This is a genomic window from Pseudoalteromonas sp. 1_2015MBL_MicDiv (assembly GCF_002407505.1).
Classification (GTDB): domain Bacteria; phylum Pseudomonadota; class Gammaproteobacteria; order Enterobacterales; family Alteromonadaceae; genus Pseudoalteromonas; species Pseudoalteromonas fuliginea.
The window spans coordinates 2,716,795-2,739,362 of the sequence record NZ_CP012737.1; the positions used below are offsets into that span (position 1 = coordinate 2,716,795).

Sequence of the window (22,568 nt, forward strand, 5' to 3'; positions counted from 1 at the left end):
ATTTTAAATTAACGTAGCTCTACAGGAACAGCAAATACGATATTTTCTTCTTCGCCTGGGTTTTCAACAACCTGTGTGCCACCTAGCTCTTTTAATCGGCTTATAACTTGTTGTACAAGTACTTCTGGCGCAGAGGCTCCTGCAGTAACACCCACTGATTTAGAACCCGAAACCCACTGTTCTTGCACATCAGTTGCATCATCAATTAAATAAGCAACCGTGCCCATTTTATCTGCCAGCTCACGCAAGCGATTAGAATTAGAGCTATTTTTAGCGCCAACGACTAATAGCACATCAACTTTGTCAGCTAAGTCACGCACAGCGTCTTGACGATTTTGTGTTGCATAACAAATGTCATCTTTACGCGGTCCGTCAATTGATGGAAACTTATTGCGAAGTGCATCAATAACATCAGCGGTATCATCAACTGAGAGTGTTGTTTGGCTGCAATAAAAAAGGTTTTCAGCATTTTTTACATCAAGCGCAATTACATCGTCAACAGTTTCAACAAGGTAAATGCCACCGGCTGAGTTATCATATTGTCCCATTGTTCCCTCTACTTCAGGGTGACCATGGTGTCCAATTAAAATACACTCAATACCTTTTCGACTCGCACGTGTAACTTCCATATGTACTTTAGTTACAAGCGGACACGTTGCATCAAATACTTTTAAGTCACGTCGTTTAGCCTCGCTGCGAACAGCTTGCGATACGCCATGTGCGCTAAAAATAACAATGCTGTCGTCAGGTACTTGATCAAGCTCTTCAACAAAAACCGCACCACGGCTTTTTAATCCATCAACTACATAGCGGTTATGAACTACTTCGTGGCGAACATAAATTGGCTTTTCAAAAATATCGAGAGCGCGCTCAACAATACTAATAGCACGGTCAACACCAGCGCAAAAGCCGCGTGGATTAGCTAATAATATTTCCATTAACCTTCTACCTCAATAATATCAACTTCAAACGTTAAACGCTGACCAGATAAAGGGTGATTAAAATCAATCGTTACCGACTCGCCTTGCACTTCACGTACTAAACCTGGAAGCTCAGTCCCATCAGGTTGAGTAAACGCAATAATTGCACCTACCTTAGCTGGTGTTTCTGGGCCAAATTTACTACGGTCAACGTAGTAAATATTATCTGGGTTTGGCTGACCAAATGCATCTTCAGGTTCTAATTCAAACGTTTTACTTTCGCCTGCAGTTAGCCCTAATAAACACTTTTCGAAGTTTGCCGTTAAGCTGCCATCGCCCATTGTTAATTTAGCAGGTTTATTGTGCACCTTGGTAGAGTCGGCGGCAGAACCATCTTCTAATTTAATAGAAAAATGGAAAATAACTTGTGAGTTTTCACCAATTACAGCTTGGCTCATGCTTTATGCTCCTTCGGACTCTCACCGGTAAAGGCGTCAAATAACAATAGTGCTGCGCCAATACAAATAGCGCAATCAGCAATATTGAATACAGGAAAATGTGAGTCTTTATAAAATACGTGAATAAAGTCGATTACATAACCATACGCAATACGATCGTATAAATTACCAATAGCGCCTGCAAGTACCAGTGCATAGGCACCGCATAGTACTTTGTTTGTTGCAGGTAAACGTTTTAGCCACCACACAAGCAAAGCACTAATAGCAATGGCAATTGCACTTAAAAACCAACGCTGCCAACCACCCGCTTCACTTAAAAAGCTATAAGCAGCACCATAATTATGCACATAAGTAATACTAAAAACAGGGAGTAAATTTATCGACTCTTGATAAGCCATTGTCCCTACAACAAGTGTTTTACTGGCAAAGTCTATTACTAAAAGTAATAGACTCAACCAAAGCCACACTAAACCACTTTTTTGGGCTAGTTTGCTCACTAAGAATAACTCCTAAGCGAATTGACGCTTTTCACCTTCGCCATCAACATTACTTACACAGCGACCACAAATTTCAGGATGAGCTGGGTTAACACCTACATCTTCACTGTAATGCCAACAACGCTCACATTTAGCAGCATCTGTTGCAGCAACACTAATAAACAAACCTTCAATTTCGGTAGCTTGTGTATCAGCAGGCTGGCTATCAACTTCAGTAACATTTACCGCTGATGTTAACAATACAAAACGCAGTTCATCACCAAGCGCATTTAACTTAGCGGCAAGCTCTTTACTCGTAAATAAATTAACCGTTGCTTGAAGTGTTGCACCAATGACTTCTTTTTTACGTGCAGCTTCTAATAAGCGGTTTACTTCGTCACGTACTGTTAGAATTTCTAACCAGTCATCGTTACTAAATTGGCTATTTGTTGGTGCTTGTAAGCCATCATACCAAACTGATGTAAATACGTAGTCACTACGCTCACCCGGTAAAGCTTCCCAAATTTCTTGTGCGGTAAAGCTCATAATAGGGGCCATCCAACGCGTCATTGCTTCTGCTATATGATAAAGCGCTGTTTGACAAGAACGACGTGCATGGCTGTCGCTCTTAGCTGTGTATTGACGATCTTTAATAACATCTAAATAGAACGAACCAAGTTCACCCGTACAGAAGTTCATTAGCTTTTGCGTTACTAATAGCATTTGGTAGCTGTCGTACGCGGCTAAAATCTCGTCTTGTAACTGAGCAGCACGGCCAACAATCCACTTATCAAGCTCAACCATATCATCAACAGCTACTTGATCAGTTTTTGGATCAAAACCATTTAGGTTAGCAAGCAAGTAACGGCTGGTGTTACGAATACGACGGTAACGATCGGCTGAGCGTTTAAATATCTCATCCGACACAGTCATTTCTGCCGTGTAATCGGTAGAAGCCACCCATAAACGTAGAATGTCGGCGCCTAGTTTATTCATCACATTTTGTGGAGAAATAACATTGCCTAACGACTTAGACATTTTGCGGCCGTTTTCATCAACAGTAAAACCATGAGTCAATACTTGGCGGTATGGCGCATGACCATTAATTGCCACTGACGTCATCATTGACGACATAAACCAACCACGATGCTGATCAGAACCTTCAAGGTATAAATCAGCTGGACCAACTAAGTCTTCACGTGCGTCTACAACACATGCATGTGAAACACCTGAGTCAAACCATACATCTAGCGTATCTTGCACTTTCATGTATTGCTTGGCATCTTCTTCACCAAGTAATGTAGCTGGTTCTAAATCGTACCATGCCTGAATACCAGACTTTTCAACAAGCGCTGCTGCTTGAGCAATTAGCTCTTGTGTATTTGGGTGAAGTGCACCGGTGTCTTTATCAACAAACAATGCAATTGGCACACCCCAAGTACGCTGGCGAGAAATACACCAATCTGGGCGGCTTTCAACCATGTTAGAAATACGGCTTTCGCCCCACTCTGGTAACCACTGCGTGTTTTTAATTTCTTTTAAAGAATCTTGACGTAAGTTAGCCTGATCCATGCTTACAAACCATTGTGGTGTAGCACGGAAAATGATTGGTGTTTTATGACGCCAACAGTGTGGGTAACTATGCGTAAGCGCATGATGATGCATAAGCGCACCGTGCTCTTTTAATACTTCAATTACGCTCGCATTCGCCTTAAATACGTGCTGACCTGCAAAAAGTTCGGTATCTGGTAAATAAACACCATTTGCACCAACAGGGTTAGCCACTTCAAGGTTGTAATTTAAACCAGCCACGAAATCTTCTTGACCATGCCCAGGTGCGGTATGTACAACACCAGTACCTGAATCAGTCGTTACGTGTTCAGCAACAATCACTGGTACATTAAAATCATAAAAAGGATGGGCTACTTGCAAGTTTTCAAGCGCAGCACCTTTTACATACCCTAGTACGTGAAAGTGATTAAAACCAAAGCGGTCCATAGCATCTTTAACAAGCTCAGAGCCTAAAATTAGACGTTGTTGTACGCCTTCATCTTCAACCTGTACCAACGCATACTCTAAATCGGCATGCACAGCCACAGCGCGGTTTGCAGGAAGCGTCCACGGTGTTGTTGTCCAAATAACAGTACCAACACTGCCTTCACCTTTATGACCATCAGCCAAATCAAATGCACTCACAACAGCATCTTGATCAACAAATGTAAAACGCACATCAATCGCTGGAGATTGCTTATCTTGGTATTCAACTTCTGCTTCTGCTAATGCAGAACCACAATCTGTACACCAATGCACAGGCTTAGCACCTTTATGCAAATGACCTTTTTCAATAATACGACCAAGTACACGAATTGCATTCGCTTCAAAGTCAAAGTTCATTGTTAAGTAAGGCTTATCCCAATCTGCAAATACGCCTAGACGTTTAAAATCAACTTTTTGACCTTCAACTTGTTTTTTAGCGTATGCACGGCATTTTTCACGAAACTCACTCGCAGTAACTTTTACACCTGGCTTGCCTACTTTTTTCTCAACCATTAACTCGATTGGTAAACCATGACAATCCCAACCTGGAACTAATGGTGAATCAAAGTCAGATAATGTTTTAGACTTAACAATAATATCTTTTAATATTTTATTAACTGAGTGGCCTAAATGGATATCGCCATTTGCATACGGAGGGCCGTCATGCAAAATAAAGGTTTTTTTACCTTTCTTAGCGCTGCGAATTTGACCGTAAAGGTCGTCCTCATACCATGCTTTAAGCATTTTTGGTTCACGTTGTGCCAAATTGCCACGCATTGGAAACGGTGTTTCCGGTAAGTTCAAAGTATGTTTATAGTCGCTCATTTATCCTACATTCCGTCTCTATCGGCTACCTGATTTAAACCAAAACACTGCTTAGCGGCAGCAACATCAGTTGCTATTTGCGCCGTTAATTGTGTTAATGTCTCGAATTTTTTCTCATCGCGAAGTTTTTTTATTAACTCCACATGCATAAATTGTCCGTAAATATCCTGTGCAAAATCAAAAAGGTGAACTTCTAATAATGCACGAGTTCCATTGAATGTCGGCTTATTACCTACATTTGCAACTCCAAAAATCTGTTTTCCTGCAATCGTTGCTTGCACTGCAAACACTCCGTTAACAGGACACACTTGGCGTTTTAGGGCAATATTTGCCGTTCTAAAACCGAGTTCGCGTCCTCTTTTCCAGCCATGTATAACACGCCCAGAAATAGCATAATCGTGACCAAGCATTATTTTAGCACTCGCTAAGTCACCGGATGCTAAAGCATCTCGTATTAAAGTGCTGCTTACTCTAGCATTTAATTGACGAAAGCTCGCGGTGCTTTTTACATCCATGCCCGCTTGCTTACCCATGCTAGCAAGTAAGTGAAAGTTACCTTGGCGTTGCTTTCCAAACTTAAAATCATCACCAACAGTAAGTGCTTTAACACCTAACTTTTTAATCAAAATCTCATTAACGAATTGCTCAGCATGCATGTTTGCAAATTGCTGATTAAAGCTAATGCAAATAACTCGCTCAATACCTAAATCACTTAGCAAACGTAGCTTATCTCGCAAGCGCGTTAGCCGTGCTGGGGCATTATTTTTAGCAAAAAACTCTTGTGGCTGAGGCTCAAACAGCATTACAGTGCTTGGCAAACTATGTGCTTTAGCATCGCTAAGTAAACCTTTTAATACTTCTGCATGGCCTAAATGAACACCGTCAAAATTACCAATAGTTAACACACAACCAAAATGGTGCGGGCGAATATTGTGTATACCTCTAATTAACTCCATGCCACCTAATGCCTTGTTTAGCGAGTTATTAATTACGACTAAAAATTAATTAAAGTCGCAGAGTTGCCGATTATAATCTTTTTTTTAATTTGATTCAGTAATTGCTACACTTTTTATCGTATTTAGTCTAACACCCATCAAAAATAGCATTGCAAAGTAACTAATACCTGCCAAAGCCACTAATGCTATTAATAACATTACCTGATGTGAAAAGCTCCATGCAGCCCAATAATAGTAACTGCTCACAAACCATGTAACAGCTCCCATAACCGCACTTGCAACAACACATTTAAGTGTAAAACGTATACTCATTGATGAGAACTGGTATACATTTTCTTTTTTAAGCTGCCTGTATAATAAAAATGCATTGCAGCTAGCCGATAACGAAGTAGCAAGTGCTAACCCTAAATAACCAATGAAAGGAGCCAGCATAATGTTAAACACCATATTAAGTACTAAGGTGATAATACCAATACGAACCGGCGTTTTAGTGTCCTGGCGAGCGTAAAAGCCAGGAGCGAGTACTTTAATTAGCATAAAACTTACAAGCCCTACTGAATATGCGGCTACGCCTAGGCTTACTGCTTTGACATGATCAATACTGTCTTCTTTAAAAGCACCGTGGTCGAACAATACGGTAATAATAAGTGGACTGATGATCATTAAACCTATCATTGCTGGTAGGCCTAAAAATATAACAAAACGCACTCCCCAATCGAGAGTCTGCTGAAAGTCGCTACTTTTTTTACTGCTATGTAGTTTAGAAAGCGCCGGTAAAATAACTGTCGCAATACCAATACCAAATAAACCCAGCGGAAATTCAATTAAGCGGTCTGAATAATAAAGCCATGCAATTGAGCCCGTCATCAGTAATGACGCAATCATGGTATCTAACAACAGATTAATTTGACTAATAGAGACACCAAACAAAGCCGGTAGCATAAGTTTTCGTACTTTTTTTACGTTTTCGTCTTGCCATGCCCAACGCGGACGCGCCAACATTTTTGCACGGTATAAAAATGGAAGTTGAAACAAAAGCTGTACAACGCCACCAATAAATACGCCAATTGCGAGAGAATAAGCCCCGACGCTAAATTTATCATGTAAAAAAATTGCACATGTAATAATAGAAACATTGAGTAGAACAGGTGTAAATGCAGCAACAGCAAAACGGTTATACACATTCATGACTGCACCACTAAGCGCCACTAAACTTACAAAAAATAAATAGGGGAATGTAAATTTAAGTAATGAACTTGCAAGTTCAAATTTTTCGGCATTAGGCCCGCCCTGCCACCAATCTATAAACCAACCAGTACCAAATAATGCTGCAATAACAGGGGAGGCAACAACACCTATAATGGTGACAATCAATAAAATGGTTCCTAATGTACCCGCCGCTTGTGCAACAAAAAGCCTGACCTTGTCGTCACCTTGTTGCTCTTTAATTTCACTCAACACGGGTACAAATGCTTGTGCAAACGCCCCTTCTGCAAATAAACGACGTAGAAAATTAGGAATACGGTTAGCAAATAAAAAAACATCAGCAGCTGCACTTGCACCTAACAAGTTAGCAACGACTGCATCTCGAACGAGCCCTAAAATACGCGATATCATAGTCATACAACTAACTATCATACCGGAGCGAAATAAACCTTTTGACACCTTAAACCTACTCAAAAATCCCTAAGAGAGGCAATTATGCCATAGTCTTTTTTATAAATCGCTTTAAAGCACTAGGCTGGGGGTCTGTGCTTTGTTACAATGTCGGTATTAACTGCTAAAGCGGCAAATTGATGCTCGTTATATGGTGCAGTTTTTCTTGGATTGTTAAATTTAAATTGACATTCATGATTGAAACAGGCATATTCCACGGCCTTTAATTTAAGCTTTATTTTAAGATTGTTAGGAGCAAACCTTGGCTAACATCAAGTCTGCAAAAAAACGCGCTATCACAAGCGAAAAAAACCGTCAGCACAACGCAAGCCGTCGTTCAATGATGCGCACTTACTTCAAAAAAGTAATTGTTGCTATTGAAGCGGGCGATAAAGAAGCTGCACAGCAAGCTTTTTCTGTTGCTACACCTATCCTAGACCGTTACGCAACTAAGGGTCTAATTCACAAAAACAAAGCAGCTCGTCATAAGAGCCGTATAGCAGCTAAGATTAAAGCTCTATAATTTGTTTTTGATAAAATATAAAAAACCGGCTTTTGCCGGTTTTTTTTTATTTAAAATTTAATTATATAATTACACGTTTTCTAAATCTGGATAGAACTTCTTAAGCATTGCCGCTATTTTTTTAGGAGTGAATGGCTTAACCACAAAACCTTTAGCGCCTTTATCTATCGCATCTTTTACATTCTCTATACCCGAATGAGCCGATACCATAACAACATTAGTCTCAGGGCTTAATTCATTTATTTGTGCAATTAATTCTTTACCATCACCATCAGGTAATTCAATATCTAAAAAGATGATATTATATTTTGCAGCGCGGCACTCGCTAATACACTGTGAGGCGGTAGATGCTTCCTTTACGTTATCTATCCCTAAATGCATCAGCGTTTGACTTAAAAAGCTGCGTACAGTGCTAACGTCATCTACAATTAAAATTGATAGCTGCGTATTCATCTTCATTCCTCATAGGCTACAAGCCAAATTTACGTTATTATATTGGTATATAAATTTATTCATTTAATTATAGAGACCTACACCAAAAAGGCCAGATCTGCTTTATGTCAAAAACACAAAAAAAACAAACACTACTTGGAAAAACGCCTGCCAAAAAAAAGCAAGTACAACAACGTAGGCCTCGTACAGCATCGCAAGGCGCAATAAGTGAAACTCAAAGTACGACTATTTCTAGCCAAGGTGGCAAAGAAACTAAGTCAAAAAAAGGTTTAATAATAACTTTAAGCATTGCTCTATTAATAATAATAACGTTTCCAAAGCCGACATTACTCACCTATAAAAAATTAGGGATGGTAAGCGAAAGCATTTATTGGCCTGGTGTATTTGGCTACGGAGCTACCATTATAGATTCAAACTTGCACCCACAATTAGATTCTAGACGAAAATCCCTTTATTTATGTACTAATCCAGAAAGTTTAAATAACTGTCAAAAGTATCAAGTCATAGCAGATCATGGTTTATTTGCAGCGATTGGAAGTTATTTTAAGCATTAAAAAAACTAATCTGAAAATTTAAAATTACTTGGTTGAAAGGTGCGCAAAATATCAACATAATGGCGCTCCTTTTTTCTACAACTGAACTATTGAAACGACCATGCTAAACGAGCTAGATTGGCTTTTAAACACGATACTACTTGCACTAGGTTTAGGTGCATTCTTTATTAACCAGATAACACTGCTACGCGTTGCCGCGATTAGTGCATGTGGTTTGTTATTTTTATCTTTTAGCTTAGATCTTATGTCGTCGAGTGTTATTTCAAATATGAGTTTGGTGCTGATAAATACTTTTTACTTGTTCAAAGTTTATACATTTGGACAGTTCAATGTAACTCAAAGTTAACAACTTTCCCTTAGATTATTTTATAGCCCAGCATTGCTGGGCTTTTTATTGCAAAAATAGAAAGGTTCTCGGAAACATCCTAAATTTAGAAAAATTATTGTCATTAGCGAAATTTTGGGTGAGTAAGGCCGTGTTTACTCTTTTAAGGCTGAATTTGTATAATGGATTGCTTGCTCGCCCACATCCAACGCTCGATTCAAAAATTAGACGATGAATTTTTTATTCTTATACCTATTAGCTTAATTAAGTGATCTATTTTGAGGTAAGAAAACCGTGCCAATAACAAGGCAATAATTTCGTTACTTAGTTGTTATCACTAATTGCTCCTGCATCCGTGCAGCCGTATATCAGAAATATTTAACGCAGTTAGCGTCAGATTTAATCCCTCAAATTGATTAAGTATTATTGCGGATTGGTACTACCTAGATGTGAGTGGGTAATTCTAAGGAAATAACTTGGCTCTGGATAATAAATCGATCTCAGGCAGCTATTTTCAGCGCTAACTGCGTTGGATTTACTTGCAATAAGCCCGAAGGTTTCAGTCGATTAAGTAATCTCTTAACCAAAGTTTAGGTTAAATAGTATTTATGGAAACGATAAAAAAGCAAAAATTTAGAAATAACCACAGCAAAATTAAATAATTGACTGTGGCATTGTGTAATTACAGAACAGTCGGTTGATTAAACCAAGCAGATACACCCAATACAATAATCGAAATAACAATTAAACTTAACTTCACACCACCTTGATTCGTCTTCATAACACCCTCTTTATTGTTTTTATTAATGAGAATACCTAACAACAATAATAAAAATTACAAGTGTTAACAAGTAGTTTGTTAAATTATTTAACTATCCATTAATAACCTTTCGTTCTATCTATTAGATTATTAAGTTTACTACCTTGCTTTAAACATTCAATATTTTCTGCTATTTGCTCAATAACACTTCTTAAATCAGATAATGCGGCACAGTGAGGCGTCAGTGTTATTTTTGGGTGCTGCCAATATGGGTGGTCGATTGCGAGTGGCTCTTGCTCAAAAACATCTAAAGTAGCTACTCGTAAGCTATCTGTATTTAAAGCATCTAATAAATCTTGCTCAATAACATGCTCCCCACGGGCAACATTAATGAGTCCTGCATGGACTGGAAGCTTTGATAATAATGTGCGATCAATTATACCGGTAGTTTCTTGTGTAAGTGGCAATAAACAAATTAGATAATCTATATTAGGAAGCATTTTATTAAGGCCTTGTTTAGCATAAAACATTTCAACATTAACTGCCTTTTTCTCTCTTTGCGCCCATGCACTTACAAGAAAGCCATTACTAACAAGCTTTTTTGCACACGCCTTGCCCAACTCACCAAATCCTAAAATACCAACATTTTTATAGCTATAAGCACGCTTTGGCTGCCAACTTTGCTGGTTTTGTTTAATAAAAAACTCTTTAAAACGTAACTTTTGCGCTAATACATGAGCAAGTACATATTCAGCCATATCCTCTGCCAACTGAGTATCAACAATGCGCACAACCTCAACATTACTAGGTAATAATGCTAAATCGATACTGTCAACTCCAGCACCAAAAGACGAGACAACTTTTAAATTAGGAAGTTGTGACCACATTGTTTGCGGGGCTTTCCAAGCAAGTACAAAGTCGACTTTATCCAAACTCTGGCAATCTGGCCACTCTTCAATGCATACATTAGGTAACCGTATTTTTAATTGCGCCATTAATTTTTTGTTATCTCGCCCTGTGATAGCAACTAATACAGACATCTTTATTTCCAAATAAGTTTCGAGTTTAACTAATTATACTAATCGAGATATCTTTGCCTAGGGCCTACTGACCTTTTAGATTAAAATTCGTTCAATCTAGGGTATTTAATCGCGGCGCGAGGTTTGTAACCTAGCGGGCTCGGTAACTGCTCCTGCGTTACCCTAGTGGCTTACATCCATGTAAGAATAAGTAATACCAACCTGCATAAATCTTTGATCAATTTAACGAATTAAATTGCACTATAACGTCGTTAAAATTTTTTATTTAGAACAACTAGATACAAAAATTTTTGCCTAGTCCTAGCGTAATTTTCTTAACGTTAAATAGACCCCATATATAAGCTGATTGGTATAAAAATCGAGCAACAAAGAGTAAATTGCCCCTAGGCAGAGTCCTACGGGCTGCGGATGTTTAACCTCAAAAGATAAACATGCCTTGGCTCAATTCGCACTTTAAAAAGTCACACAACTGCAAAGTAACTGTCACACCCTTTTTTTATTCTAAGTAAATGGTAAACATGCCAATGCGTGAAAGAGGTTTATATGATTAGTATTGATAAAGTGATTGCAGCAAATTTACCACAATTAGAAAAATCACCAAAAGTAAAAGGCCTTGTAAAAAAAGGGCTAGGGTATCTGTTACATGAACAGGAGTTTGTTGCCTTTGGTGATGCTTACCCTCACTTGCAAGGTTTAGAGTTTGTTGAACAGGTATTAGATGAGCTTGATTTTGATACACGCTACAAACCTAAACAAATTGAACATATCCCCAATGAAGGTAAGCTGGTTATTGTTGCAAACCACCCTATCGGCTCTTTGGATGCACTTGCACTTATTAAAGTACTCTCAACTGTTAGACAAGATTTAAAGGTCGTAGCTAACCGCATGCTGATGTCGGTTACCCCCATGCATGAACTGTTACTACCCGTTGATAACTTATCTGGAACAAGTAAAAAACAAGAACTCAATAATATCCACCAACACTTAAAAAACGAAGGTGCACTGCTTATATTCCCTGCCGGTGAAGTCTCTCGTTTGAGCCCCACAGGCATAAAAGATTGCAAGTGGAATAGCGGTTTTTTACGTATGGCAAAAAAAGCCAACTGCCCCATTTTACCTGTTTTTATAAAAGCTAAAAACAGCCCTTTATTTTATGGCACATCAATGATTTATAAGCCTCTAGCGAGTTTGCTACTGGTCAAAGAAATGTTTAAGCAACGTCAAAAGTCATTGGAGTTTGAAATTGGAGCTTCAATTCCGCCTGAGTCTTATTTGATAGAAAATCTAAAAGATAAAGAAGTTGTAAACCTTATTCGTAAGCAGCTTTATAGGCTAACGTCTAAAAAGCCGTTACCACTAAAAACACAAATGCCTCTTGCTATACCTGAATGCAGAAAAGAGCTAAAAAAAGCGATTGATCAATGCCAGTTGCTGGGTAAAACAATCGACGATATGCATATTCACCTTTATCAATATACCGGTAGCTCTGCGGTGTTTAGAGAGCTAGGTCGATTAAGGGAAATTGCATTTAGAGCAGTGGGAGAAGGCAGCGGTAAGCGTCGAGATATAGATAAATATGATATGGATTATCAACATCTTGTATTATGGGATCCTACTCAATTAGAACTCGTTGGTGCATACCGATTAGCTTGTGCGCAAGATATAATAAAAAAACACGGACGAAAAGGGCTCTACACCGATAGCTTATTTTCCTATACAGAGGCCATGACCCCCTACTTACACCAAGGTATTGAGCTTGGTCGCAGCTTTGTACAACCAAAGTATTGGGGACGTAAAAGCTTAGACTATCTTTGGTATGGTATCGGCGCCTTTATTAAAAACTACCCACAATACCGTTACTTATTTGGCGCTGTAACCGTACCTAATACCCTACCAGAGCAGGCAAAAGCCATGCTTGTTTATTATTATCAACATTACTACAAAAACAATGTGCAACTAGCAATGCCTAACAATGAATTTAGACTAAGCGATCAACAACTAACACAATGCCAAACAGTGTTCAGTGGCAACAATGTGAAAGAAGATTTTGTAGAGCTTAAGCACGTACTAGCCAATATGGGAGCGCAAGTCCCCACATTATTTAAGCAATACACTGAGCTCTGTATGCCCGGTGGCGTACAGTTTTTAAGTTTTAGTATTGATCCCGACTTTAACAATTGTATAGACGGCTTGGTTTTAGTCGACCTAGAAAGCGTAAAAGAGAACAAAGCAAAACGTTACTTAAAAAAATAATAACTAGTGCAAAAACTAGAAAAATTTATTACAGCATGTGTTTGGCATTCATGTTATCTCATTGCCTATTTATGCACAGTAACGGCATTGCATAGACGTGGCCGATTAAATAACCTGAACTCTGGATAAATCTATCTCAAGTAGAGTTCAGGCTAAAGGGTTCTTTCTAGGGACAATTAACTCTTTGTTGCTCGGTTTTTACTTATTCTTACACGGATGTAAGCCACTAGGGTAACGCAGGAGCAGTTAACGAGCCCGCTAGGTTACAAACCTCGCGCCGCGATTAATCGACCCTAGATTGAACAAATTTCAATCCACAAAGATCAACACGCCCTAGCTATTTAAAAAAACCTGCTCGAGCAAAGAGCTATAAATTTCTTCTATTTTTACTAAATCACTTATAGGTACATGTTCGTTTACTTGATGTATCGTATTATTACGCACACCGCACTCTATAACTTGAGTGTGGTTATTTGCAAAAAAACGCCCATCGGATGTTCCACCGCTGGTACTGAGCAGTGGATAACTGCCTGTTTGCTTGTAAATAGCCTGCTCAACATGAGAAAGTAAACTCCAGTCATGAGTGTCTGCTGTATAATATGGCTCACACGGACGCTCCCACTCTATTGTAAAGTAATGGGCAAACTCACTAAGCGATTGTGTCAATAACGCTTTAATCGCCTCGCTGCTATATGCATGACTATAACGCACGTTAAAAGTAACCTCACAATAAGCTGGCACAAGATTATCAATAACGTTATCAATATTAATACCCGTTACTTGCAATGTAGTTTTTGAGCTTTGTTCATCAAGTTGCCACGTTTGTTCACTCAAGTAATTAACTATTTTAGCAGCTATAAAAGCTGCATTGATCGTATTATCAGGATAAGCCACGTGCCCAGCCTTACCTGTTACCTTAATACGTGCAGAGAGTGCACCTCTTCGCCCATTCTTGATAGTGTCACCTACGCACATATGGCTGGTTGGCTCTCCAACAATACAGCCATCAAGTACAACACCTTGCTCGGCCAGTTTATTAACGATTACTTGAGAGCCAAATTCAGCCTCGCCTTCTTCATCAGATGTAATAAGCCAATACAATGTTCCTTGCTTATTCTCGCTATTATTAATCAGATTATTTGTTGCGCTAAGCATTGCAGCCACACCACCTTTCATATCTGCAGCGCCTCGACCATACACTGAATCACATACAATATTCCCTGCAAAAGGTGGGCTTAACCATTGCCCTGTTGCTGCTGGTACTACATCTATATGCCCTGAAAAGGCGACGCATGGTCCGGTTCCAAAACTAATTGAAGCGATTAAATTACTCACGCCGTTTACATTAAAATGCTCACACTGTAATCCCAAGTCACTCAATTCTCTAGTAAGCCAATCAATTGCTCCAGCCTGATTAGGTGTAACAGATTCAAATCGAATAAGCGTTTGTAAATATGCAACAACGTCGCGTTGGAATTCTCTTTCACTGATTGCTTTATCAAAAATAGCGATAGCCATATCAAACGCCCTTTATTGCTTAGCCCTAACTTTAGTTAAGAGACTCACGAAAATATTGAGTTATTATTAAAGCCTGAATTTATGACTAAGCGATGTCAGTATTAATACACAGCTGTGACTATTTTTTATATTTTATTATTATGAGCGGTTTAACTTTTGAGGTTAAATTTACAGCAAACTGTGTGGCAATCAGGTAAGGCAGAGCCTAATCATGAAAAAAAGAGACGTCGTTTTCTCGATTCTGGTTAAGGGGGATTTATAACTTTTGCTACCTAAAAACCTGAACTTGCACGCACTAAACACATTCAGAACAGCGCTTTTAGCTATTTAAGAAATCAAGAGTCAAGTATCTCTGTCGCTAATCAACATCAAAATTAATCTAAATCAATAAAACACTTCACAACGTTCAAACATTTTTGAAACTTTGATCTAGGACAGGTTTTGAACATTTTAAAACTGCAATAATAGCGTCAATCAAAAAGTAGTTCTTGGAGAACAACATGAAAACCACTATTAGTATTGCATTACTGACTTCTTTATTAGCACTTTCTCCTGCTGCACACGCCAATTTTAGCGTAAATGTGGGTGCTATTAACATTAACCCTGATAACAGCAGCTCAAAAATTAACGAAGCACCGACTTTAGGTCTAAAAGGTGATTCTGATACGCAACTAGGTATTACGCTTGACTACGCATTTAACGACCAATGGGTGCTAGAGCTTATTGCAGCAACGCCATTTTCGCATGATGTTAATGGTACTGGTGGGCTAGCGGGTAATAAAATCGCGAATATAAAACAACTCCCCCCTTCACTTATTGCTCAGTATCACTTTTTAGATACAAGTTATGCATTAAGACCATTTGTGGGTATTGGAGTTAATTATACAACATTCTTTGATGAGCAACCGTCGCAAGCGCTTAAAACAACGCTTGGTACAAATGATGTAGAAGTAAAGTTAGACGACTCATTTGGATTTGTAGCACAAGTAGGTGCTAATTATAAAATTGATGAAAAATGGGGTTTACATGCAATGGTATCAATTATGGATATTGATACTGATGCAACAGTATATGCTAATGGCGCAAAAGCTCTCACTTCAACCGTTGAACTGGACCCAGTAGTCGCCATGTTTGGGGTTAGGTATAATTTTTAAAAATGCTTTAATGCATGTGTGTGCAAAAGGCCGAAAGGCCTTTTTTATTTTAATTAACTAATCATTTGGGTAAGTTATTTGCTTTTTTCTGTTCAAGCATTTCTTTCCAATGCATAACTTCACTCGGTAGTATCGGTGTTTTACCTTTAAAACTAGCGACTTCAAGCATTTCTTCGATACTTACAATGCCTTTTTTACTTTTAAACACACCGCGTACATAAGCAATAGCATGTAAGCCTCGTGCTGAATGAAATTTTTGTTCTATATAAAAATACTTATGATCCCAACCAACTAGTTTTGTACTAATAGTGTAGCGTTGCATTGGTTTAATATCACGGATATACGTGATAGCGGTAGCATTAACAATAGGAAACCAACGGCGTTTCAAAATTTGCTTAAGCAAACCCACTCGTTCCGTCATCCATGTACGTGACAAATCCATCATGGCTAAATAACGTGAGTTTGTTAAATGCAGATTTATATCGCAATCAGTTGGTAGTGCTTTGTAATCAATATCTACTGTATCAAGTAAGTCTTGATATTGATGATTACGCTTAATTTTAAAAAATAATAAAAGAAGTCGAATATATAAGTTCACAGCAAAGGTCTTACCAGTTCAATTTACCTGAGTGTAACACAGGCACTTGCTAAGACGAATATTCTGCTTTAATCTGAAGTTATAAATACAACTAAAAATTTACTTATGAATTCAAAATTAAACATCCTTATTGCTAGTATATTCTTAACAGTGAGCCACCACGCGTTAGCCGATTTTAATTTCCCCGGTAATGGCTCTATTACTTACTCTACAGGGGTAGAAAAATCGTTTGAATTTGGTTTTGCTTGGCAACAAAAATTTAAGAAGTTTACTATTGGCTCAAAGAGTTATGAAATGGATCAAATTCCTAGTTCTTACTCAGTCGCCATCACGCTTGCAAAAGACGGCAGCCAAGTATGGGTTCAAGAATTTAATAATGGATTTATAGAAGCGTTTGATTGGACAATAGGCAAGCACACCATCACTCTAAAAAAACAACAGTTTAGTGATCAAGTGAAAGGGAATTATGTTATTGAGTTAGATGGCCGAAGTTACTTTTTTGCTCGTAATAATGCCAGTATTGTTATGAAATTTGATGAAGATGGTATAAAGACGATTGCTATTGATGGTGTCAAAAAAAATATGGGCACTAAAAATTAATTAGCGCCCTATTTTAAATATTGCCGTATTTTAAACTTTAACTGTTTTACGGTTAATACCGTAATCTCGTAGTTTATTTGCAACTGCTGTATGGCTAAGACCTAAACGTTTAGCGAGCTGTCGTGAGCTTGGATAAGCTGGATAAAGTTTGCGTAATAATGTTGCTTCAAAACGTTTTACCGCTTGATCCAGTGAACCTTCAAAATCAGATTCTAAATACCCTAAGTCATGCGTAAACGTAGGTAACTGTAAATGCTCTACTCGTAACTCACTATCATCTAATAAAGATACCGCACGATAAATTGCATTTTCTAATTGGCGTACATTTCCAGGCCAAGGATACTGTTGTAAAAAGCTTAAGCACTCTTGAGATAACAGTGGCACCGCGTGACCATTTTGCTGTGCATATTTTTGAATAAAATGCTCTGCGAGTGGCCCAACATCGGCTTTGCGATCTCTAAGTGGTGCAATATCTAATGTTAATACGTTGATTCGATAGTATAAATCCTCTCTGAACACGCCCTCTTGCACCATAGCAGGTAAGTCTTTTTGAGTAGCTGCGACTATACGAACATTAACTTTAACTTCGTTCTCATCACCCACTTTCCTAAATGTGCCATCTTGTAAGAAGCGCAATAACTTAGTTTGCAGTTGAGTCGACATTTCGCCCACTTCATCTAAAAACACAGTCCCACCATCGGCTTGCTCAAGTACGCCGCGTTTAGGTGCTGCATTTTCTTCATAGCCTGCGTAGCCAAATAACTCAGATTCAGCAACATCATCAGGAAGTGAAGCACACGACAGCGCAATAAAAGGCTTCACTGAGCGATTAGATGCATAATGACACGCCCGTGCTAATAGCTCTTTACCGGTTCCTGTTTCACCCGTAATTAGTATTGGTGCTTCTAACTGAGACATTTTACGCGCTTCGCGAACAACACGACGCATAGCAGTACTAAAGTTATGAATAGTTGCAAAGCTTTCTTGTCCGTAACGTCTAAATGCACTAACTTGTTGACCTAATCGGCTTTGTGATTTTATATTAATAACAGCACCGGCAAGTACATCACCTTCACCACCTTGCGGCACAGCAATAGGTAAAATATCGGCTATAAAGTCTTCACCAGCGACTTCCACTCTGGTGGTTTGCCCTAATACTTCTTTACTTTCTAACCAGCGAGTAAAATTAAAGCCTTTCAGCAAATTATTGATATTTGCACCAATAACCTCTTTTTCACTCAATTGTAAGTCTTTACAAGCCGCATCGTTACATAAGCGTACCCAACCCTTGGCATCAATAGAAATAACACCATCGGGCAATGCTCGAAGCAATGTGTTTAGCTCATTATGCTCACGCTCAGAGGGTAAAAAAGCGGTTGTACGTACATCATGAACACCATCAATTAAACGAATTGATGGCATTATTTTCTGGAACTGTTCAAACTCAATTTCAGGGAAACTTACATACATACGACAATTAACTGAATCAACCTCTATTCCTTTTAGATCAACACTGTAATTAACTAAAATATTGAGAATTTCTTGGGCGATACCGATTCTGTCAGCACAATGAATATCTAAACGCATACATCCTCTAAGGAAGGAAAACTATATTAATTGAATAATACGCTAAGTGGCTATGAGAAGGTAGTTTATTGTAAACATTTTTGGACAATACTAGTGTTTATAATAAATGAGTAGATACATGGATTTATTCACGCAATAACAGCAATAACATATTTACTCCATGAAATATGCCACTACTGCTATTGCAGTTCTTAATAAAAATTAATCACCTTGTGGGTATTCAGACCAATCACCGCCATCTAATTGTATGTATGGTCGTTGATTAACATACATCATTATAGTATCTGCATTTTCAGCAACTTTTGGAGCTTTCGGTAAATTATCTAACAAATTTGCTATACTATTTTTCCCACCAAAAACATTAGTTTTCAATGTTTTACTCACTAATTCTGACAATGAAAAATAACTGATTGAATCATCAATTACAATTTGGGAATAGTTTTGCACATCAGGGCCAATAAATTTAATTGCAACTGGAACTGATACAATAGCTGGGCTTGGTATTTCTCGCAAACCAGCAAATTGTACTTTGTCTCCTTTTAGTGCAGCACCATGCTCAGGTACTACCATCAGCATTACATTTCTACCACGTTTTTCTAGGTTTTTAATAAAGCCATTAATATCAGAAAATAAGTTTGCATGCCTAAGAGGATAACTTTGCTGGCTATTCATGCGGGCTCTATTAGCAAGTTGATTACCATCGTGTAAACTCGTGGTATTGTAGTACATTGCACAAGGCTTACAGTCTTTAGCTTGTTGGTCAAGCCAGCCGTTTAGAACCGCACCATCTGAATAAATAGGGCTATTATCAAACCCATACTGAGCAATAGGCATAGAATCAATATTAAATGGCTTGCTGTCTAAGCCACCATATCTATTTATTAGGCCTTTAAATTCATCAAAATGCCCATCGTGATTCATCACTACGTTGTTTTGATAGCCTAGTTTTTCTAAGTTCTTAAATAAATAACACTGTTCTGGCGCATCCTTGAACAAAGACGCTTGGTTTGTTTGTCCACAGCTTGCTCTTAATAATCGAATGGCTGCTGGACCACTATATGATGTGGCTGAGTTGAAATCAGGAAACACCACATCAAAATCTTTATACATGTCTGTAACGCTAATACCTAAAAAATTTAAGTCAGCAACTGCCATAGAACAAATATTTAAAATAATAACGTCAAACAACTCGCCATTGTATTCCTTTGGAAAGTGACTTGTTAATAAGCTTTGTTGTTGATAAAAATCACTAAGCTTTTGGTCGGGCGATTGGTATTGGGTTGTTACAACAGGCGCCTTACTTTGAGTTGCAATACTACTGTTATTAACCACTGTAGGGCTTTCATTAATATCTAATGAGTTACTTTGACCTTGCCAGCCAATAAACGCCAAGCCAATAATAGTCACTGTAGTAAACCGAATCCATTGAGAGCTGTACCAAAATAAAACAACAATAATGAATAAGCCAAGTAGCATATCGACATTAACTACCCGCCCAACTAGTTCGATAAAATAATCAAAGCTAAAATCTTGAACGTTACCAGCCTGTTTAATTAAACGATTAATGGGAGGTAACCAGGAATCTTTATACAGTAAAATCACAGCTATAATCAGTGCGATAATGTGTTTAACCTTCTCAACTCGCGCATTTTTAAATTGTATTACTAACAAAGCGGCCAACGCAGCATTGCTCAAAAAACTAAAATCGATTACACCGTAATAATACAGGGCAAATTTAACTAAAAAATAGAGATTCCAAACCCCTAGACCAGACAATTTCACTTACGTTCCTTATTTTTAGGTGTATAGGGTTCTAGCACTTCGTGCTTAAATGTCATTTTGTAATAATACTTTTTTAATTTAGATACTATGTAAGAGCCAATTAGGCACAATAAAACACCAAATAACCCCGAGATTAATGCTGTAATTAAAAGTTGATTAATACTCATATCACAGCTCTTTAACTTTCATTGTAAAAGCTTTTGCATCAGGGCGTTCCTGAGTGAAAAATTCAGGCGTAGCAATATCAATACTGGGATTTTTTGCTAAAGCAGGATCGAACTTGTAACTGTCATTTTCTTTTAGTTGATTTGTAAAATCACTCACATCTTTATCTCTATAATATCGGCGTAATTGTTTACATTCTTGCTGAATATAGAAGTGGTCCGAAATAATGCTCTGTTGAGCAAAAAAATCACTGGTTTCTAATTTGAATAAATGTTTAATCGCATTCATTACATCATTTTCTCTACAAGCATGTAGATACAAGTAAACTTTGTTTTCAGCAACACTAAATACATCACCTTCACGTTTTATGTGAAATAGATGAAGTGGGTGAATAGGATCTATTCTTGGTAATAACTCAAGTACAACCAGTACCCCACTGACACCTAAATTAACCGCCGAGTCACTGTGCACTTCAACTTGGCGAGTAAAATCAATAAATGGTAAGTAACCTTTTGAAAACGTGTTTTCAGTATAACGTAATACATGCTCAACAGATGGTGGCAATGGTCGAGAAAATTGAAAGCCTTGGATCGACTGAATTTGCGATAACAACCGAGAAGGTTCGGAAAAGCTATACAAAATAAGATTAACACCCAGCGTTAAAAATAAGCACTCGTCTTGGTGCCTGATAATCCCATCTACATTTTGAATCACGAGTTTTAACCAACGACCACAATTTTTTCTCAATTCAAAACATTGTTTACCCAACTCAGATAAGTCGGTATAGCGTGTAACCGAAAATACTAATGTTGCGGCTTCTAGCTGAGGACCTTTTTCAAATAAATCGCTGTTACTTTTTACAACATGATAATTTGCAGGCAGCTTTGTTCCCTCTGGTACTGAGTTTTGTACTAACCACACAACATCTTCATCATTAAAATGTTTATTGCTAAGTGTTTGGGTTTCTATTTTCCCTTCTTCTACAACTAACCGATCATTTTGCAAAATTAACTGATAGTGAGTATTTGATAATATCCCTGTGCTGTGTCTCCAATAGTCGTACTCAAGTACTCGTGCAGCCGAATCATTATCGACGAACACAACGCCGCTAAAGAGTTGATTTAAGCGCCTTACTAAAAATCGATAATTAGCAACTTCAGGACCTGAGATTAAAAATAGAAGACTAGTATTTGTATCAATTAAAAATGATTTATATTGCTCAATAAGCGTTTCAAATTGCTGTTCAGTGGTATCACGTAATTGCTGAGTACTAAAATGAACAACGATTAGAGCATTTTTTATATTTTCATACGCACTTAACTCTTTAATAATCCCTTTATTTATGCGTTTTGCATTCCACTCACTAATTTCTTTTGTAAATGAAAAAGAATGCACTCGGCCTTGCTCACTAGCATCAAGTAGTAAATTCGAACAAGAAGATTCAAAGAATGACTCTATCTGAGAAGAGACTATAAAAATATTTTCTTTCACATCATTGGGGCTTATTGAATGCAATATAAACTCAATAGAAAAATTGTCTAAAGGCGCTAAAACAGCATAAATTGCAGCAGGTTTTATTTCTTCAGCTGCGGGGTCTAATCCCAAAATGTTAAACTTATGCACACAAAACACCTTTCAAAAAAAATACTTTTTTACTAGTTTTAGCCGCTATTCTATATATAATAGTCAAATAATGTCCATATATTATAAAATAAAACATACTGATACAGGTAGTAATGCAAAACTTAATTTCAAAAAATCCTCAAACACTCACATCTAACGATATAGCAAACTTAGCTCATCGCTTTGGCGGTAAAAGTGAAGATTACATTGAAATAGTGAATACGCAAAAAAACATGCAAACTATAAACAAATATGCGTTATTAAAAGAAATTGATAACGAACTTGCGTCTATTACTAGCCGTTGA

General features: G+C 37.8%; 20 protein-coding genes. 7 read left to right on the forward strand and 13 right to left on the reverse strand.

The genetic code is table 11. The features are described 5' to 3' along the window. Positions 1–8: 8 nt before the first annotated feature. From ispH to murJ, 6 genes are all read right to left on the reverse strand, one after another. Positions 9–938, reverse strand: coding sequence for a 4-hydroxy-3-methylbut-2-enyl diphosphate reductase (gene ispH / locus AOR04_RS12205; protein WP_007376921.1), 930 nt, complete (start codon positions 936–938; stop codon positions 9–11). Then, positions 938–1,378, reverse strand: a complete 441-nt coding sequence (gene fkpB / locus AOR04_RS12210) for an FKBP-type peptidyl-prolyl cis-trans isomerase (protein WP_002958231.1) — start codon at positions 1,376–1,378, stop codon at positions 938–940. Before fkpB ends, ispH begins: the two co-directional genes overlap by 1 nt. After that, positions 1,375–1,875 (reverse strand): signal peptidase II, encoded by a 501-nt coding sequence (lspA, locus tag AOR04_RS12215; RefSeq protein WP_007376920.1) that lies wholly within the window; start codon positions 1,873–1,875, stop codon positions 1,375–1,377. Before lspA ends, fkpB begins: the two co-directional genes overlap by 4 nt. Before the next feature lie 12 nt (positions 1,876–1,887). Beyond that, positions 1,888–4,716: an isoleucine--tRNA ligase gene (gene ileS / locus AOR04_RS12220; RefSeq protein ID WP_096793491.1), complete on the reverse strand. Its 2,829-nt coding sequence runs from the start codon at positions 4,714–4,716 to the stop codon at positions 1,888–1,890. Positions 4,717–4,721: 5 nt separating this feature from the next. Beyond that, a complete protein-coding gene (gene ribF, locus AOR04_RS12225; protein ID WP_096793492.1) occupies positions 4,722–5,672 on the reverse strand; it encodes a bifunctional riboflavin kinase/FAD synthetase in 951 nt (316 codons plus the stop codon). 84 nt (positions 5,673–5,756) lie between these two features. Beyond that, positions 5,757–7,295, reverse strand: a complete 1,539-nt coding sequence (gene murJ, locus AOR04_RS12230; RefSeq protein WP_442960137.1) for a murein biosynthesis integral membrane protein MurJ — start codon at positions 7,293–7,295, stop codon at positions 5,757–5,759. 295 nt (positions 7,296–7,590) lie between these two features. Here murJ and rpsT point away from each other — a divergent pair, with 295 nt between their 5' ends. Then, positions 7,591–7,851 (forward strand): 30S ribosomal protein S20, encoded by a 261-nt coding sequence (gene rpsT / locus AOR04_RS12235; RefSeq protein WP_002958225.1) that lies wholly within the window; start codon positions 7,591–7,593, stop codon positions 7,849–7,851. A 69-nt stretch (positions 7,852–7,920) separates the two neighbouring features. Here the strand turns inward: rpsT and AOR04_RS12240 are convergent, their stop codons facing one another. After that, positions 7,921–8,304, reverse strand: coding sequence for a response regulator (locus tag AOR04_RS12240; protein ID WP_007376916.1), 384 nt, complete (start codon positions 8,302–8,304; stop codon positions 7,921–7,923). Between the two features lie 104 nt (positions 8,305–8,408). Between AOR04_RS12240 and AOR04_RS12245 the strand changes: the two genes are divergently transcribed. Next, positions 8,409–8,858 carry a hypothetical protein gene (locus AOR04_RS12245; protein ID WP_096793494.1) on the forward strand — a complete coding sequence of 150 codons (450 nt, stop codon included), beginning with the start codon at positions 8,409–8,411 and terminating at the stop codon, positions 8,856–8,858. A 100-nt stretch (positions 8,859–8,958) separates the two neighbouring features. Continuing rightward, positions 8,959–9,204 carry a hypothetical protein gene (locus AOR04_RS12250; RefSeq protein ID WP_007376914.1) on the forward strand — a complete coding sequence of 82 codons (246 nt, stop codon included), beginning with the start codon at positions 8,959–8,961 and terminating at the stop codon, positions 9,202–9,204. A gap of 858 nt (positions 9,205–10,062) precedes the next feature. Here AOR04_RS12250 and AOR04_RS12255 read toward each other — a convergent pair. Next, a complete protein-coding gene (locus AOR04_RS12255) occupies positions 10,063–10,983 on the reverse strand; it encodes a 2-hydroxyacid dehydrogenase (protein ID WP_096793495.1) in 921 nt (306 codons plus the stop codon). Between the two features lie 543 nt (positions 10,984–11,526). On the opposite strand from AOR04_RS12255, the gene AOR04_RS12260 reads away from it, so the two are divergent. Continuing rightward, the gene (locus AOR04_RS12260; protein WP_033041286.1) at positions 11,527–13,236 is read left to right on the forward strand and encodes a GNAT family N-acyltransferase; all 1,710 of its coding nucleotides are present in this window, start codon (positions 11,527–11,529) and stop codon (positions 13,234–13,236) included. A 333-nt stretch (positions 13,237–13,569) separates the two neighbouring features. On the opposite strand, the gene dapE is transcribed toward AOR04_RS12260, so the two are convergent. Beyond that, positions 13,570–14,754 carry a succinyl-diaminopimelate desuccinylase gene (gene dapE, locus AOR04_RS12265; protein WP_096793496.1) on the reverse strand — a complete coding sequence of 395 codons (1,185 nt, stop codon included), beginning with the start codon at positions 14,752–14,754 and terminating at the stop codon, positions 13,570–13,572. Between the two features lie 500 nt (positions 14,755–15,254). On the opposite strand from dapE, the gene AOR04_RS12270 reads away from it, so the two are divergent. Then, positions 15,255–15,908, forward strand: coding sequence for an OmpW/AlkL family protein (locus AOR04_RS12270; protein WP_007376909.1), 654 nt, complete (start codon positions 15,255–15,257; stop codon positions 15,906–15,908). Positions 15,909–15,969: 61 nt separating this feature from the next. On the opposite strand, the gene AOR04_RS12275 is transcribed toward AOR04_RS12270, so the two are convergent. Further along, positions 15,970–16,506 carry a thioesterase family protein gene (locus AOR04_RS12275; RefSeq protein ID WP_007376908.1) on the reverse strand — a complete coding sequence of 179 codons (537 nt, stop codon included), beginning with the start codon at positions 16,504–16,506 and terminating at the stop codon, positions 15,970–15,972. Positions 16,507–16,611: 105 nt separating this feature from the next. Between AOR04_RS12275 and AOR04_RS12280 the strand changes: the two genes are divergently transcribed. Continuing rightward, positions 16,612–17,106 carry a hypothetical protein gene (locus tag AOR04_RS12280; RefSeq protein ID WP_008134718.1) on the forward strand — a complete coding sequence of 165 codons (495 nt, stop codon included), beginning with the start codon at positions 16,612–16,614 and terminating at the stop codon, positions 17,104–17,106. A 30-nt stretch (positions 17,107–17,136) separates the two neighbouring features. Here AOR04_RS12280 and tyrR read toward each other — a convergent pair whose 3' ends face one another. The 3 genes from tyrR to bcsE form a co-directional block, all read right to left on the reverse strand. Continuing rightward, on the reverse strand, positions 17,137–18,693 hold the full coding sequence (tyrR, locus tag AOR04_RS12285; protein ID WP_007376906.1) for a transcriptional regulator TyrR: 1,557 nt from the start codon (positions 18,691–18,693) through the stop codon (positions 17,137–17,139). A 201-nt stretch (positions 18,694–18,894) separates the two neighbouring features. Further along, positions 18,895–20,475, reverse strand: coding sequence for a cellulose biosynthesis protein BcsG (gene bcsG, locus AOR04_RS12290; protein WP_007376905.1), 1,581 nt, complete (start codon positions 20,473–20,475; stop codon positions 18,895–18,897). A 168-nt stretch (positions 20,476–20,643) separates the two neighbouring features. Then, positions 20,644–22,263 (reverse strand): cellulose biosynthesis protein BcsE, encoded by a 1,620-nt coding sequence (bcsE, locus tag AOR04_RS12295; RefSeq protein WP_096793497.1) that lies wholly within the window; start codon positions 22,261–22,263, stop codon positions 20,644–20,646. A gap of 113 nt (positions 22,264–22,376) precedes the next feature. Between bcsE and bcsR the strand changes: the two genes are divergently transcribed. Further along, positions 22,377–22,568 carry a BcsR/BcsP family cellulose biosynthesis protein gene (gene bcsR / locus AOR04_RS12300; RefSeq protein WP_007376902.1) on the forward strand — a complete coding sequence of 64 codons (192 nt, stop codon included), beginning with the start codon at positions 22,377–22,379 and terminating at the stop codon, positions 22,566–22,568.

Coding starts and splice junctions, on each gene's coding strand:
- ispH (WP_007376921.1), bottom strand. CDS start 938: ATGGAAATATTATTAGCTAATCCACGCGGCTTTTGCGCTGGTGTTGAC.
- fkpB (WP_002958231.1), bottom strand. CDS start 1,378: ATGAGCCAAGCTGTAATTGGTGAAAACTCACAAGTTATTTTCCATTTT.
- ileS (WP_096793491.1), bottom strand. CDS start 4,716: ATGAGCGACTATAAACATACTTTGAACTTACCGGAAACACCGTTTCCA.
- ribF (WP_096793492.1), bottom strand. CDS start 5,672: ATGGAGTTAATTAGAGGTATACACAATATTCGCCCGCACCATTTTGGT.
- murJ (WP_442960137.1), bottom strand. CDS start 7,295: ATGACTATGATATCGCGTATTTTAGGGCTCGTTCGAGATGCAGTCGTT.
- AOR04_RS12240 (WP_007376916.1), bottom strand. CDS start 8,304: ATGAATACGCAGCTATCAATTTTAATTGTAGATGACGTTAGCACTGTA.
- AOR04_RS12245 (WP_096793494.1), top strand. CDS start 8,409: ATGTCAAAAACACAAAAAAAACAAACACTACTTGGAAAAACGCCTGCC.
- AOR04_RS12250 (WP_007376914.1), top strand. CDS start 8,959: ATGCTAAACGAGCTAGATTGGCTTTTAAACACGATACTACTTGCACTA.
- AOR04_RS12255 (WP_096793495.1), bottom strand. CDS start 10,983: ATGTCTGTATTAGTTGCTATCACAGGGCGAGATAACAAAAAATTAATG.
- AOR04_RS12260 (WP_033041286.1), top strand. CDS start 11,527: ATGATTAGTATTGATAAAGTGATTGCAGCAAATTTACCACAATTAGAA.
- dapE (WP_096793496.1), bottom strand. CDS start 14,754: ATGGCTATCGCTATTTTTGATAAAGCAATCAGTGAAAGAGAATTCCAA.
- AOR04_RS12270 (WP_007376909.1), top strand. CDS start 15,255: ATGAAAACCACTATTAGTATTGCATTACTGACTTCTTTATTAGCACTT.
- AOR04_RS12280 (WP_008134718.1), top strand. CDS start 16,612: ATGAATTCAAAATTAAACATCCTTATTGCTAGTATATTCTTAACAGTG.
- tyrR (WP_007376906.1), bottom strand. CDS start 18,693: ATGCGTTTAGATATTCATTGTGCTGACAGAATCGGTATCGCCCAAGAA.
- bcsR (WP_007376902.1), top strand. CDS start 22,377: ATGCAAAACTTAATTTCAAAAAATCCTCAAACACTCACATCTAACGAT.